The 14,632-nt window shown below is 62.8% G+C and carries 10 protein-coding genes; 3 read left to right on the top strand and 7 right to left on the bottom strand.

From position 1 onward, the window contains the following. The first annotated feature begins 230 nt into the window (after positions 1-230). Positions 231-677: a transglycosylase SLT domain-containing protein gene (locus AC1Y2B_RS17700; RefSeq protein ID WP_482254441.1), complete on the top strand. Its 447-nt coding sequence runs from the start codon at positions 231-233 to the stop codon at positions 675-677. Here AC1Y2B_RS17700 and AC1Y2B_RS17695 read toward each other — a convergent pair. The 7 genes from AC1Y2B_RS17695 to AC1Y2B_RS17665 all read right to left on the bottom strand — a co-directional run bounded on the left by AC1Y2B_RS17695 (position 674) and on the right by AC1Y2B_RS17665 (position 13,557). Beyond that, complete coding sequence (locus AC1Y2B_RS17695; RefSeq protein ID WP_482254440.1) at positions 674-2,203, bottom strand: trimethylamine methyltransferase family protein; 1,530 nt, start codon at positions 2,201-2,203, stop codon at positions 674-676. The genes AC1Y2B_RS17700 and AC1Y2B_RS17695 overlap by 4 nt on opposite strands. Before the next feature lie 183 nt (positions 2,204-2,386). Beyond that, positions 2,387-4,015 carry an alpha-D-glucose phosphate-specific phosphoglucomutase gene (locus AC1Y2B_RS17690; protein WP_482254439.1) on the bottom strand — a complete coding sequence of 543 codons (1,629 nt, stop codon included), beginning with the start codon at positions 4,013-4,015 and terminating at the stop codon, positions 2,387-2,389. Next, positions 4,012-6,129, bottom strand: coding sequence for a glycogen debranching protein GlgX (gene glgX, locus AC1Y2B_RS17685; RefSeq protein ID WP_482254438.1), 2,118 nt, complete (start codon positions 6,127-6,129; stop codon positions 4,012-4,014). The genes AC1Y2B_RS17690 and glgX overlap by 4 nt, the downstream gene beginning before the upstream one ends. Beyond that, the gene (gene glgA, locus AC1Y2B_RS17680) at positions 6,126-7,559 is read right to left on the bottom strand and encodes a glycogen synthase GlgA (protein ID WP_482254437.1); all 1,434 of its coding nucleotides are present in this window, start codon (positions 7,557-7,559) and stop codon (positions 6,126-6,128) included. Before glgA ends, glgX begins: the two co-directional genes overlap by 4 nt. An 81-nt stretch (positions 7,560-7,640) precedes the next feature. After that, on the bottom strand, positions 7,641-8,912 hold the full coding sequence (gene glgC / locus AC1Y2B_RS17675) for a glucose-1-phosphate adenylyltransferase (RefSeq protein WP_482254436.1): 1,272 nt from the start codon (positions 8,910-8,912) through the stop codon (positions 7,641-7,643). Between the two features lie 39 nt (positions 8,913-8,951). Then, positions 8,952-11,135 carry a 1,4-alpha-glucan branching protein GlgB gene (glgB, locus tag AC1Y2B_RS17670; RefSeq protein WP_482254435.1) on the bottom strand — a complete coding sequence of 728 codons (2,184 nt, stop codon included), beginning with the start codon at positions 11,133-11,135 and terminating at the stop codon, positions 8,952-8,954. A gap of 28 nt (positions 11,136-11,163) precedes the next feature. Then, positions 11,164-13,557, bottom strand: coding sequence for a glycogen/starch/alpha-glucan phosphorylase (locus tag AC1Y2B_RS17665; RefSeq protein ID WP_482254462.1), 2,394 nt, complete (start codon positions 13,555-13,557; stop codon positions 11,164-11,166). A gap of 501 nt (positions 13,558-14,058) precedes the next feature. On the opposite strand from AC1Y2B_RS17665, the gene AC1Y2B_RS17660 reads away from it, so the two are divergent. Together AC1Y2B_RS17660 and AC1Y2B_RS17655 are read left to right on the top strand one after the other, a co-directional pair. Further along, complete coding sequence (locus AC1Y2B_RS17660) at positions 14,059-14,193, top strand: hypothetical protein (RefSeq protein ID WP_482254434.1); 135 nt, start codon at positions 14,059-14,061, stop codon at positions 14,191-14,193. Positions 14,194-14,265: 72 nt separating this feature from the next. Next, entirely contained in the window at positions 14,266-14,616 is a 351-nt protein-coding gene (locus AC1Y2B_RS17655; protein WP_482254433.1) for a TfoX/Sxy family protein, read from the top strand. The last annotated feature ends 16 nt before the right edge of the window (positions 14,617-14,632 follow it).

Raw genomic sequence — 14,632 nt, 5'->3', positions numbered from 1 at the left:
CCGGTAGCCCGCACAGTGGCACAAGATGCGCCACCGCGCACTTAAGTCAGACTATATATGGCGTTCGTCCGCTGACAAGCCCCCGGATATACGCCTGACCGCAGTATTGCCCTGCCCCGGTGACATCTGCGTGACAAGCAAGCACTTGCCGGTCCGGTCGGCAGGGCATTCTTCCTCTTTGCAGAACCGGACGACCCGGCTAAGAGGCTTGAAACGAAAGGGACGACCCGATGCAGATGCCGCGCCGCCAATTCCTGTCCCTCAGCCTGTTGGCCCTCGCGGCCTGCGGACACAGATACACCCAGCAATCCTACCCGGCCGAAACACCCGAGATGGACCGTCTGGTGGCCAAATATGCCCGCATCTATGACATGCCCGCAAGCCTCATCCACCGGATCATCCGACGCGAAAGCAGCTACAATGCGGCAGCCCGGCACGGGCCCTATTACGGGCTGATGCAGATCTTGCCGCAAACTGCCCATACCATGGGCTACACCGGACCTGCCGAGGGCCTGCTGGATGCAGAAACCAACCTGAAATACGCCGGAAAGTACCTGCGCGGCGCCTGGCTGGTGGCGCGCCGCAATCAGGACAAGGCGGTCTACTGGTATGCGAATGGCTACTATTACGAAGCCAAACGCATGGGATTGCTGGAAGAAACCGGCTTGCGAAACTAGTACCAGGCGTCGGGCGCCGCAGCCTTCTTCCGTGCGACAAAGTCCTGCAGCGCGTCGCGTGTGGCCACATCCATGGGCGGCGCTTCATATTCGGCGAGGCGCTTCTTCCACAGCGCGTTGGCCCGGGTGGCCGCATCGGTCGACCCTTCTGCCTCCCATTTTTCAAACGGCTCGTTGTCGGACAGCTCGCTGTCCCAGAACGCGGTTTCATAATGCGCCATGGTGTGGCTGCACCCGAAGAAATGGTTGCCCGGACCAACCTCGGCAAAGGCCTCGACCGCCAATTGGTCGTCATCGATCTTGACGCCATCCAGATAGGCATGCAGCGCACCGCACAGGTCTGCATCCAGCATGAATTTCTCGTAAGACATGCTCAACAGCCCATCAAGGAACCCGGCCGAATGCAGGATGAAGTTCGCGCCACAGTGCACGGCGGCCAGCATCGACATCGTGCCCTCCATCATCGCCTGCGCGTCGGGCAGCTTTGATGTGGTGAAGTTGCCCGAGCAGCGCAGCGGCAGGTTCAGCCGACGTGCCAGCTGGCCGATCACCATCGAGCCGATGGCGGGCTCCGGCGTGCCGAAGGTGGGCGATCCCGACCGCAAGCTCATCGAGGACAGGAAGTTGCCGAAGATCACCGGCGCGCCCTTGCGCTCCAGCTGGGTCAGCGCACAGCCGGCCATGGTCTCAGCCAGGCTCTGCACGATCCCGCCCGCATTGGTCACCGGCCCCATCGCCCCGCCGAGGATGAAGGGCACAATCACCGCCGCCTGATTGGCGCGCGCATAGGCGCGCAGGCTCTTGGTCATAGTGCCATCCCAGACCAGCGGCGAATTGACGTTCACATTGCCCAGAATGACGCAATGATCATTCACAAAGTCCGCGCCAAACAGCACCCGGCACATTTCGATATTGTCTTCCGACCGCTCCACCGCCGTGACAGACCCCATGAAGGGCCTGTCCGACAGGGTCATATGGGCCAGAACCATGTCGAGATGGCGCTTGTTCACCGCCACATCCGTCGGCTCGCAAATGGTCCCGCCCGAGTGGTGGAAATTCGGGCTCGACTGCGCCAGCTTGATGAAGTTGCGGAAGTCCTCGATGGTGCCAAAGCGGCGGCCCTTGTCGAGGTCCATGACGAAGGGGCTGCCATAGGCGGGGGCAAAGATCACCGACTTGCCGCCGATCTCCACCGATTTCGCCGGATTGCGGGCATGCTGGGTGAAACTGGCAGGGGCGGATTTCAAGATCTCGCGCAGCATCCCTGGTTCGAACTTGACCAGCAGCCCGTCGACCTTGGCCCCGGCCTTGCGCCACAGCTCCAGCGCCTCGGGGTCGTCGCGGAATTCGATGCCAGTCTCCGCCAGCACCCGGTCCGCCGCCCGCTCGATTTTGACAAGGTTTTCGTCCGACAAGACGTCATAGGTCGGAATATTTCGCACGATATAGGGCCGACCGATCCCGGTGCCCTTCTTGGACCGTTCCGCCTGCCGCGCCTGCCGCCCTGACCGTTTCGCTTCGCTCATCATGCTCCCCCGCTTTGCCTTAGGAAAAGCCAAGCTGCCCCAAAGACTTGGCCACAAGCGACCCGTTCAGGTCGTTCTTTGCCCTTTCATTCTTGCACAAATATCCTCGGGGGTGTGCAGAGGGGGGGCCGAGGCTCCCCTCTGCGCGGGGGGTCAGGGGGGCGGCACCCCCCCTGCCGTGGTTCAGGTCACCACATTCGGTTCCGTGCGTCCGGTGAAGGACGCAATCCCCGCCAGCACATGCGCCGCCCGGATCACCGGCGCCAGCGCCTCTTGCGCGTCATGGTCCAGCCCCTCCGGCCCCGCCACATAACGCTCCAGATAGACACGCAGGGTGGCCCCTTCGGTTCCGGTCCCCGACAACCGCAGCACAATCCGGCTGCCATCCTCGAACAGGATGCGCACCCCCTGCTTCAGGCTGACCGAGCCATCGACCGGGTCGGTATAGGCAAAGTCATCGGCGGCAGAGATCGTCATGCCCTCGACCTCCATGCCCGGCAGGTCGGCAAGCTTGGCGCGCAGCGCGCCCATCATCGCATCGGCCTTGGCTGTCTCGATCGCCTCGAAATCGTGGCGGGAGTAGTAGTTACGGCCAAAGGTCAGCCAGTGGCCCTTCAGGATCTCGGCCACCGTCTCACCCCGCACCGCGAGGATGTTCAGCCACAGAAGGATCGCCCACAGCCCGTCCTTTTCGCGGACATGGTCCGATCCGGTGCCAAAGCTTTCCTCGCCACAGATCGTGGCCCGGCCGGCATCCAGAAGATTGCCAAAAAACTTCCAGCCGGTTGGCGTTTCATATTTGCCAATGCCCAAGGCATCCGCCACCCGGTCGGCGGCGGCAGAGGTCGGCATCGAGCGCGCCACGCCCTTCAAGCCGGCCTTGTAACCCTTGGCCAGATGCGCATTGGCGGCCAGCACCGCAAGGCTGTCGGACGGCGAGACATAGATCCCGCGTCCCACCACCATGTTGCGGTCGCCATCTCCATCCGAAGCCGCGCCGAAATCGGGCGCATTGACCCCGAACATCTCATCCATCAGCACCTTGGCCCATGTCGGGTTCGGATCGGGGTGCATGCCGCCGAAGTCCGGCAGGGGCTGCGCATTGACGCAAGTCCCCGGTGCCGCACCAAGTCGTTTTTCAAGGATGTCCACCGCATAGGGCCCGGTGATGGCGCACATCGAATCCATCCGCATCCGGAATCCCTTGGCGAACATCGCCCGGATCGCGTCGAAGTCGAAGAGGGTCTCCATCAGCGCGGCATAATCCGTCACCGGGTCCACCACGTCCACCACCATCCCGCCCAGGGTCGATCGGCCGATGGCAGATAGGTCAACGTCATGCGCTTCAAGGATCTTGTAACTGGTGATCGTCGTGGTGCGCTGGAACATCGCCTCGGTGACATTTTCAGGCGCCGGCCCGCCGTTCGGCATGTTGAACTTCACGCCGAAGTCCTCATGCGGCCCGCCGGGGTTGTGAGAGGCGCTCATGATGATGCCGCCATCGGTTTTGTTCAGCCGGATCAGGTGGCTGGCGGCAGGCGTCGACAGCAGAGCCCCCTGCCCCACGATCACCTGTGCGGCCCCATTCGCCGCTGCCATCCGCAGGATCACCTGGGCTGCGCGGTCATTGAAATAGCGCCCGTCGCCGCCCAGCACGAAGGTCTTGCCCTCTGCCCCGACGACATCGAAAATCGACTGGACGAAGTTCTCCAGATAATGCGGCCCCATGAAGACCGGGGTCTTCTTGCGCAGGCCAGAGGTGCCGGGCTTCTGCCCCGCAATCGGTTGGGTCGCGACGGTTTTCACGCTCATTTTGACGCTCCTTGCGGATCAGCGGTAAAGACAAGAACAGAGTTGGCGGGCACGGTCAGGCCCGGTTTGACCAAGGCCTCGGGCGCAAGCGGCCGTGTTGTGTCGATGACCAGCCGCCAGCCCGCTTCCGTGGCGGGCAGCGCCAGGGCGCGTTCGGGGCCGCAGTTGAAGATGGCAAAGATCACGTCAGGGCTGAAATGGCTCTCTGCCGCCATGCGCAGTTCCAGACACAGGCAACGAAAGGCCGGGTCATGCCACTCGGCGGTTTCGGGCACCCGGCCATCGGCGTGGCGCCAGATCACATCGGGCAAACCCTCAGCATGGCGCTTGCGGCCATGGAGGAAGCGGCGCTGGCGCAGCACGGGATGGGCCCGACGCAAGGCGATCAGCCGGGCCACGAAATCAGCCAGCCCCGCATCGCCCTTGGCCCAGTCGATCCAGGTCGTCTCGTTGTCCTGCGCATAGGCGTTGTTGTTGCCGCCTTGCGTATGGCCCACCTCGTCACCCGACAGGATCATCGGCGTGCCCTGCGACACCAGCAGCGTCGCCAGAAGGTTGCGCTTGCGCTGGCCCCTCGCGGCGGTGATCAGCGGGTCCGCCGTTGCCCCTTCAACCCCCAGATTGTCCGAGTGGTTTTCCGAATGGCCGTCACGGTTGTCCTCGCCATTGGCAAGGTTGCGCTTGACGGTGAAGCTGACCAGATCCTGCAGCGTGAAGCCGTCATGCGCGGTCAGGAAGTTGACCGAGGCGGTAGCGCTGCGCCCGTCATGGTCGAAGTTTTCGGCACTGCCCAGCAACCGCTTCGCCAGGTCCGGCGTCAGCCCCGCATCGCCCCGCCAAAAGCGTCGCACGCCGTCGCGGTAGCGGTCGTTCCACTCGGCAAAAGGATGCGGATAGCCGCCGAGCTGATAACCGCCGGGGCCAATATCCCACGGTTCCGCAATCAGCTTCACACCCGCCAGAACCGGGTCCTGCCGCAGCACGTCAAAGAAGCCCGCGCCGGGGTCGAAGCCACCGGGTTCGCGGCCCAGACTGGTGGCGAGATCGAAGCGGAAGCCATCGACCCCGAAATGCGTCACCCAGTGGCGCAAGCTGTCGGCCACCATCCGCAGCACCATCGGATGGGAGATGTTCAGCGAATTCCCGGTCCCGCTGTCATTGGCATAGTGTCGCCCGCCGCCTGCCAGCCGATAGTAACTGCGGTTGTCCAGCCCCCGGAACGACAGCGTCGGCCCCAACTCGTCGCCCTCGCCGGTGTGGTTGTAGACCACATCCAGAATGACTTCGATCCCGGCCTCATGCAGGCGCCAGACCATTTCGCGAAACTCGGCCCTTGGATTGCGGCTGGCATAGCGGGGTTCGGGCGTGAAAAAGCCGATGGTGTTGTAGCCCCAGTAGTTGGTCAGACCCTTGGCCACCAGAAAGCGGTCGTCAAAGAAGCCCTGCACCGGCAAGAGTTCCACCGCCGTGACGCCCAGCTTGACCAGATGATCCACCATGGCCGGATGCGCCAGCCCGGCGTAAAGCCCGCGCGCGGCCGCCGGAACCTTGGGGTTCAGGGCCGTCAGCCCTTTGACATGCGCCTCATAGATCACGCTGTCGGCCAAAGCATGGTTCGGGCCATGCGGCAGGCTTGGCCAGGCGCGTTCGTCCACCACCACCGATTTCGGTACCGCAAAGGCGCTGTCGCGGGTGTCATAGGACAGATCGCCGCGGGATGAGCCGATCCGGTAGCCCATCACCGCATCCGACCAGCGCAGACGGCCGTCCCAGGCCCGGGCATAGGGGTCCAGCAGCAATTTGTGCGGGTTGAAGCGATGACCATCCTCGGGCGCATAGGGGCCATGGGCGCGCAAACCATAGCGCTGTCCCGCCTTCATGCCATCAACGCGCAGATGAAATATGTCGCCCTCGCGGTCGGTCATCAGCATTCGGGCCACCTCGCGGCGTCCGTCGTCCGAGAAGAGGCAAAGTTCGATGAAATGCGCGTTGGCGGAAAAGACAGCGAAATTCACCCCGCCCTCGTCGACCGAGGCCCCCATCGGCCAGGGGCGGCCGGGGGCTGTCGTCAGGCCCGGCAGCGTGCCCGGTAGATTGCTGCGTGGACCTGTCACGCCACCAGACCTTCATAAAGGGCGGCATATTCGCCCGCCGAGGCCGCCCAGGACACGTCCTGTTTCATGGCATTCTTCTGCACCTTGGCCCAGACTTTCGGTTCGGCATGCAGCGCCAGAAGCTGCCGCATCGCGGTGGCGAAGGCCACGGCATCGGTCGGATGGAAGGTGATCCCGGTCGCCACCCCCGCGGACAAGGCCGCCGGATTGGCATGAATAACCGTATCGGCCAAGCCCCCCACCGCCGCCACCACCGGCAGACAGCCATAGCGCAGGCCATACATCTGCGTCAGGCCACAGGGCTCGAACCGTGAGGGCACCAGTACAGCGTCACCGCCCGCAAACAGCCGGTGGCTCAGCGCCTCGTCATAGCCGATGCGCAGGCCGACCCGGCCCGGATAACGCGCTGCAAGGTCGCGCATGGCGCCCTCCAGCTTGGGATCGCCCGAGCCGAGCACGACCAGTCCACCGCCCGCCTCCATGAATTCGGGCAGGACTTGCGGTACAAGGTCGATGCCCTTTTGATCGGTCAAGCGGCTGACGATGATGGCCAAGGGCCCCGGCACGTCCAGCCCGAACTCGGCGCACAGGGCGGCGCGGTTGGCGGCCTTGCCCGTCATCGCCGCTGGCGAAAACGGGATCGGCTCTGACTCGGGCGCCCAGACCCCGGTGTCCACCCCGTTCAGGATGCCGGACACAACCCCGGCCCGCGTCGCAATCACGCCCTGCAGCCCCATGCCAAACTCCGGCCGCATCAGTTCGGCGGCATAGGTCGGCGAGACGGTGGTGATCCTGTCGCAGGTGATCAAGCCGGCCTTCAGGCTCGACAAGCCACCGTAATATTCCAAAGCACCGGGATAGAACTGATCGGCGGGCAGCCGCAGGTCGTTCAACTGGCTGGCATTGGCCCAGCCTTGAAAGGCGATGTTGTGGATGGTCAGCACCGACCCCACCCCCTCGCTGCCGCCATAGGCCAGATAGGCCGGGGCCAATCCGGCCTGCCAGTCATGCACATGCAGCACATCCGGCTTCCAGCCATCACTGGCCCCCTCGCGCGCGATGCGCGCAGCAACCCAGGACAAGGCAGCAAAACGCTGCGCATTGTCCCACCAATCGCCGCCGGGACCGGAATAGGGCCCGCCCTCGCGGTCATAAAGATGCGGCGCGTCCAGCAGCATCACGTCCAGCCCGTCGACCTTGCCCAGAAGGACCCGGCCCACGCCCCCCCAAAGTCCCTCTTCGCGCCAAACCTCGGTCCAACCCACCGACCGCGCCCGCAAGGCCCGGTAGGCCGGCATCAGAACCCGCATCTCCCAGCCCAAAGGCGCCAGCGCCCCCGGCAGCGCCCCCACAACATCGGCCAAGCCCCCGGTCTTCACCAAGGGCACGCATTCCGAGGCAACCGACAAAACCCGGCCCTTGAGTGTCATCGACGTATCCTCTTCATTCAGGTCCAAATATCCCGGGGGGTGCGGGGGGCAGGCCCCCCGCCGTGTCCGGCAGGCGCCAGCCTATCCCAGCTTGGCCGCCCGTGCATCCAGCATATCCTGCGTGATCAGCACGATGCCGCCTTCGCTGCGGCGGAACCACTTCTCGTCCTCGCCCGGATCGACGCCGACCACCAGTCCCTCCGGGATCACCACACCGCGGTCGATCACGCAATTCTTCAGGCTCGCCGAGCGGTGAACAGTGACGTAAGGCAACACGACCGAATATTCCAGCTTGGCGAAACTGTGCGTCCGCACCCCGGTGAACAAGAGCGAGTTGCTGACTTCGGACCCGGACACGATGCAATCACCCGAAACCAGCGACGACACCGCAGAGCCGCGCCGGCCATCCTCATTGTGGATGAACTTGGCGGGCGGCACGCTTTCGGCATAGGTCCAGATCGGCCAGGCGTTGTCATACAAGTCCAGCTTGGGCACGAAATCGGTCAGGTCGATGTTGGCCTGCCAGAAAGCGTCGATCGTCCCCACATCGCGCCAATAGGGTTCTGTCTCCAGACCCGACTTGACACAGCTGTCGCTGAACTTGTGCGCCATCGCCTTACCGCCCTTCACGATGGCCGGAATCAGGTCCATGCCGAAATCGTGCTGCGATGTGTCATCGGCCATGTCGCGGATCAGAAGATCGCGCAGGAAGACCCAGTCGAAAATGTAGATCCCCATCGAGGCCAAGGCATGGTCTGGGTCGCCCGGGATCGCCGGCGGGTCTTTCGGCTTTTCCAGAAACTGGGTGATCCGCATGTCCTTGTCGACATGCATGACACCGAAGGCAGATGCCTCCATCCGGGGCACTGTCAGACAGCCGATGGTCACATCGGCACCGGTGTTCACATGCTGTTGCAGCATGATCTCGTAGTCCATCTTGTAGATATGGTCGCCAGCCAGAACGACGACATACTTGATGCCATAGCTGTCGATGATGTCGATGTTCTGTGCGACCGCATCGGCCGTGCCACGGTACCAGTTGGTTTCATCCATGCGCTGCGAGGCCGGCAGGATGTCCAGATATTCGTTCCGCTCGGCCCGCAGAAAGCCCCAGCCGCGCTGCATGTGGCGGATCAGGCTGTGCGCCTTGTACTGCGTCGCAATCGCCATCTTCCGGATGCCCGAGTTCAGCGCATTTGACAGCGCGAAGTCGATGATCCGTGTCTTGCCGCCGAAATAGACGGCCGGTTTGGCACGGCGGTCTGTCAGTTCCTTCAGACGCGAACCGCGCCCTCCGGCCAGAACAAACGCCATCGCCTGGCTGGAAAGCCGCGCATTGGGTTTAGGCTGCATGTCATCCTCCCGAGATGTGCGGTCTCAGCCGCATTGAATTCAGTCTTGCCGGAAATAAAGCGTCGAAAGCGGCGGCACGGTGACCATGGCGGATTGCGCCATGCCGTTCCACGGCTCGGCCTCGGCGGTCAGCCCACCCATGTTGCCACGATTGGCACCGCCGTAGATGGCGGCGTCGGTGTTCAGGATTTCGGTCCATTGGCCGGCAAATGGCAGACCAAGCCGCATCCGGCGCTCCACCGGGGTCATGTTGCAAACGACCACGACCGCCGCATCCCCCGCCTTGCCTTTGCGCACCCAGGAATAGGTCGAGCCTTCGGCATCGTTGCCGTCGATCCACTGGAAACCCTCGGCCCGCGTGTCGTTGACATGCAAGGCCGCGTTGTCGCGGTAGACCCGGTTCAGATCGCGCACGAGGGACTGCACGCCCAGATGTTCAGGAATTTCAAGCTGATGCCAGTCAAGGCTTTGCTTGTGGTTCCACTCCGCCCCTTGGGCGAACTCCTGGCCCATGAACAGAAGCTTCTTGCCCGGATGGCCCCACATGAAGCCATAGTAAGCCCGCAGGTTGGCGAATTTCTCGGCACCCTGCCCCGGCATCTTGGACAGCATGCTGCCCTTGCCATGCACAACCTCGTCATGGCTGATCGGCAGGATGTAATTTTCGCTCCACGCATAGACCAGCCCGAAGGTCATTTGATGGTGGTGATACTTCCGGTAGATCGGGTCTTTCTGCATGTAGGACAGGGTGTCATTCATCCAGCCCATGTTCCACTTGAACCCAAAGCCCAAGCCACCGCCATCCACCGGACGCGACACGCCCGGGAAGGCGGTGCTTTCCTCGGCCACCGTCATGATCCCCGGCACCTCGCCATAGGCAATGACGTTGGTGCGCTGCAGCACGGAAATCGCCTCGTAATTCTCGCGCCCGCCGTCCTTGTTGGGCACCCACTGGCCTTCCTGACGGCTGTAATCGCGGTACAGCATCGAGGCCACGGCATCGACGCGCAACCCGTCGATGTGGTATTCCTCCAGCCAATACAAGGCGTTGGAGATCAGGTAGTTCGACACCTCGATCCGGCCATAGTTGTAGATCAGGGTGTTCCAGTCCTGATGGAACCCTTCGCGCGGGTCCTGATGTTCATAAAGCGCTGTGCCATCGAACTGGCCAAGGCCATGCGCGTCGGTCGGGAAGTGGCCCGGCACCCAGTCGATCAAGACCCCCAGCCCCTTGTTGTGCGCGGCTTCGATCAGCGCACGGAATTCCTGCGGCGTGCCGTGGCGGATGGTGGGGGCGAACATGCCGACGGGCTGATAGCCCCATGATCCGTCAAACGGATATTCCGACACGGGCAGCATCTCGATGTGCGTGAAGCCCATGTCGGCCACGTAATCGACCAACTGTTCGGACATTTCCAGATAAGACAGCATCCGGTTGCCCGGCGCACGCTTCCACGACCCCAGATGCACCTCATAGACCGAGATCGGGCTTTCGATGTTCTGCAAGGCCTGACGCTTGGTCATCCATTTGCCATCGTCCCATTTGATCGGAGAGATGTCGCGCACCACGCTGGCATTGGCCGGCGGATGCTCTGACCCAAAGCCCACCGGATCTGCCTTCAAGGGCAGGATCGTGCCATCGGGCGTGCGGATTTCGTACTTGTAGCTGGCGCCATCCTTCAGGCCGGGAATGAAGATTTCCCACACGCCGGTCGCCCCGCGCCGCCGCATCGGGTTGCGCCTGCCATCCCAGATGTTGAAATCGCCCACCACCGAGACACGCTGCGCATTGGGCGCCCAGACGGCGAAATGAACGCCATCGACGCCTTCATGGTGGATCAGATGCGCGCCAAGGACCTTCCACATCCGGCGGTGCGTGCCTTCGCCCAAAAGGTATTCGTCCAACTCTCCCAGCACGGGGCCGAAGCGATAGGCGTCCTCGAACTCCCACTCTGCCCCTTCCGACGTGGCCCGGAACCGGTAATCGACCCGCTTGGTCAAAAGCGCCTGATAAAGGCCGGGAAACCCCGCCACCTCCACCGCCTCGATTGGCTTGGCGCCTTTGCCGGCGGGCACCAGCAGCAATTTGGCGGCCCCCGGCACAAAGACGGTCACCACCCAGTCCTTGCCCTTGGGATGGGGTCCCAGAACGGCAAAGGGGTCGCCATGACGCCCCTCTACGATCGCCTGTGCAGCACCAGAGTCGATGGAGAGGGTCGTCATGAAGCGTCCTTTCGTCAAAGGGCCTGCGTCACAAGGCGGACGGAATGGCCCAGATGTCGCGCATGTAATTGCGGATCGTGCGATCCGAAGAGAAGAAGCCCGAACGCGCGGTGTTCAAGGCCGCCATCTTGACCCAACGGTCGCGATTGGCAAACGCCTTGTCAACCTCGCCCTGAGCCGCATCATAGGCATCGAAATCCGCCGCCACGAGGAAATAATCGTGATGCCAAACGCGATTGACAAGGCCGTGGTAACGGTCGGTCTGCCCCGGCGAGAAGCGGCCTTCGGCAATTTGCTGCAAGACGATCTGCAGCATCGGGCTGGCCTCGATTGCCTTGCGGGACTGTTCAGGATCCTCGCGCCGCTTGTTGGCCTCGTCCGTGGTCATGCCGAACAGGAAGAAGTTCTCGGCCCCGACCTCTTGCAGGATTTCGACGTTGGCCCCATCCAGCGTGCCGATTGTGGGCGCGCCGTTGATCATGAACTTCATGTTGCCAGTGCCCGACGCCTCTTTCCCCGCGGTCGAGATCTGTTCGGACAGATCTGCTGCCGGGACCAGATGTTCGGCCATCGACACGTTGTAATTCGGCGGATAGACGATCTTCAACAGATCGCCCGTAACCGGATCCGCGTTGATGGTGGCCGCCACGTCATTGATCAGATGAATGATTTCCTTTGCCACAGCATAGCCGGGCGCCGACTTGCCGCCGAAGACCTTCACACGCGGCACATGGTTGCCGCCGGGATTCTCGCGCAGGCGGTTCCAGTGGGCGACGGTTTGCAGGATGTTCAGAAGTTGGCGCTTGTATTCGTGAATGCGCTTGATCTGCACGTCGAACAGGGCATCAGGATTGACCGTGATGCCACATTCCGACTTGATCCATCCGGACAGGGCCACCTTGTTGGCCCGCTTGGCCGCATCGAAATCGGCGCGAAACGACGACGTTTCGACATGCGGCTCCAGTTCCTTCAGGCGGTCCAGATTGTCTTCCCAACCCTCGCCGATCGTGCGGGTGATCAGGCCTGACAGCGGTTGGTTGCACATCTTCAGCCAGCGGCGCGGTGTGACGCCATTGGTCTGGTTGATGATGCGTTCGGGGTGCAGCTTGTTCAGTTCCGGGAACAGCGAGGACTTCACGAGGTCCGAGTGCAGGGCCGAAACCCCGTTGACCTTATGCGCCATGATGAAGGCCAGTTCGCCCATCCGCACTTCATGGTGCTTGACGATGCCAACATAATGCGGGCGCGAGGGGTAGGCGTTGCGGTGCCAGGCGTCGATGCGTTCCACGATTTGCATGTGACGCGGCAGGACGTTGCCGAACGTGTAGGTCGCCCACCGCTCCAGCGCTTCGGGCAAAAGCGTGTGGTTGGTGTAGCCAAGGCAACCCTGCGCGGTTTCCACCGCGTCATCGAAGGCCATGTGGTGTTCATCGGTCAGCAGACGCACCAACTCGGGGCCGGCAATGGCCGGGTGGGTGTCGTTCATCTGGATCGCCACGAACTTCGGCAGAGCCTTCAGATCGGTGTGATTGTACAGATAGCGGCGCAGGATGTCTTGCAAGGCGGCGGAGGTCAGGAAGAACTCCTGCTTCAGGCGCAGTTCCTTGCCGGCATAGGTGGTGTCGTCGGGATAAAGAACCCGCGACAGCGTGCGCGCCAAAGCCTCGGGTTCCGCCGCCGCCGTGTAGTCGCCCCGGTTGAAACGCTCCAGATCGAATTGCGTCGTCGGGCGGGCCGACCACAGACGCAAGGTGTTTGCCCATTTGCCCTGCCAGCCGATCACCGGTGTGTCATAGGCGCTGGCATAGACAGTTTCGCCCGGATGCCAGATTTCCTTGCCGTCGCGGGTTTCGACATTGCCCTTGAAGGGCACGGTGTACAGGCTTTCGGCCCGATCAAACTCCCAGGCGTTGCGGTGGATCAGCCAGTCTTCCGGCGCCTCGGCCTGTTGACCGTTGACGAAGCGCTGGCGGAACAACCCGTGTTCGTAGCGGATGCCATAGCCGTAAGCCGGACATCCGACCGTGGCCATCGATTCAATGAAACAGGCCGCCAGACGGCCCAGACCACCGTTGCCAAGGGCGGCATCCGGCTCGTCTTCCACCAGCGTGCGGAAATCCTGCCCAAAGCCCGCCATCACCTCGACGGCTGTTTCGCGCAGGCCAAGGTTGACGCAGGCATCTTCCAGAAGACGCCCGATCAGGAATTCCATCGACAGGTAATAGACCCGCTTGCGGTCTTCGCCCCAGGTCCTGCGGGTCGAGGCGAACCACGGCTCCACAATGCGTTCGCGTATGGCGAAAGACAGCGCCATGCGCCAGTCAAAGGCCGAGGCGTTCGGGGCGTCCTTGCCAAGGGTCGAGGTCAGATGCCGCAGCACATCGGTGCGCAGGCTCTTCGGGGTAAGGCTCAGATCGTTCACTGTCTTGTCCACCGCGTTAACATCTATCAGCGTCAAGCCTACCCTGCCCTGCAGCCCCGTCAAGGCACGCAAATGATCAGAACGGATGATTCCACCCATTCAAACCGCTTTTTCTGTTACCGCAAACATTTGAGAAAGTCTTCCCTATTTGCACAGAATTCCAGCAGCGTTGCTTTTTCAAAGCGGTTTGAGAAGCAAAGCCTTGACGCGGCGGCTTATTCCTCCAAGCCCGAGCCACCCCGCCGATCGTGCCCGCCGCTGCCAAGGGGCAGCAACGCCCCTATCCGAAAGGGAAAAGGCAGGACGGTTCAGGCGGCGGTGGGGTTTGCCGTCGCGCAGACGTGAAGCCCCACCCGGCCCGAGACGGCGAAAAGCCGTTGCAATCAAGGCCTGAGACACCTAAATGACCGCATCATGCCACGGTTTCGACCTGATCAGGCCCCAGAACCGGATGATCCTTTCAGAACGGCAGAACGCCGCAACCGGACGATGGAGCAGCACATGTCCACGACACAGCAACACGGCAGCGCCCCGCAGCCGCAATCGCAACAACAGGGCCAGACCGGCACCTCTGCGCAACAGACCGCTGGCGCCCCCGCGCCCAAGCCCGTCATCCGTGACTGGGCGGCGATCTGATCAACGATCGGCCACTTGGCAACACAGGGGGTCAGCCGCTAGGCTGGCCCCTTGTCATTTCAGGGCCGTCACATGTCTGCCATTTCCACCATCCGCAATCTGGGCCCGGCGACCGAGGCGAGCTTCGCCAAGGCCGGCATCACCACGGCGGAAGAACTGCGCGCGATGGGCGCGGACGAAGCCTATCGCCGCTGGCTGCGCGCCGGCCTGCCACCGCATTTCATCGGCTACTATGTTCTGGTCATGGCCCTGCAAGGCCGCCCGTGGAATGACTGCAAGGGTGAAGAGAAAAAGGCCCTGCGCGCCAGGTTCGATGCGGTGAAGGCTGAAGCCGCTGCGCAGGCCCCGACCCCGGGCACCCTGTCGCACGCCATCGAACGGGAGTTGAGCTTCTTCGGCGTCGTCAGCGCTCCACGGCGCTGAATGAAAAAAGACCCGC

This window comes from Stagnihabitans sp. (assembly GCF_964946895.1).
The sequence above is the reverse complement of the archived record's forward strand: the minus strand, read 5'-3'. Positions and strand labels throughout refer to the sequence as shown.

Coding starts and splice junctions, on each gene's coding strand:
- AC1Y2B_RS17695 (WP_482254440.1), bottom strand. CDS start 2,203: ATGAGCGAAGCGAAACGGTCAGGGCGGCAGGCGCGGCAGGCGGAACGG.
- AC1Y2B_RS17690 (WP_482254439.1), bottom strand. CDS start 4,015: ATGAGCGTGAAAACCGTCGCGACCCAACCGATTGCGGGGCAGAAGCCC.
- AC1Y2B_RS17660 (WP_482254434.1), top strand. CDS start 14,059: ATGTCCACGACACAGCAACACGGCAGCGCCCCGCAGCCGCAATCGCAA.
- glgC (WP_482254436.1), bottom strand. CDS start 8,912: ATGCAGCCTAAACCCAATGCGCGGCTTTCCAGCCAGGCGATGGCGTTT.
- AC1Y2B_RS17700 (WP_482254441.1), top strand. CDS start 231: ATGCAGATGCCGCGCCGCCAATTCCTGTCCCTCAGCCTGTTGGCCCTC.
- glgA (WP_482254437.1), bottom strand. CDS start 7,559: ATGACACTCAAGGGCCGGGTTTTGTCGGTTGCCTCGGAATGCGTGCCC.
- AC1Y2B_RS17655 (WP_482254433.1), top strand. CDS start 14,266: ATGTCTGCCATTTCCACCATCCGCAATCTGGGCCCGGCGACCGAGGCG.
- glgB (WP_482254435.1), bottom strand. CDS start 11,135: ATGACGACCCTCTCCATCGACTCTGGTGCTGCACAGGCGATCGTAGAG.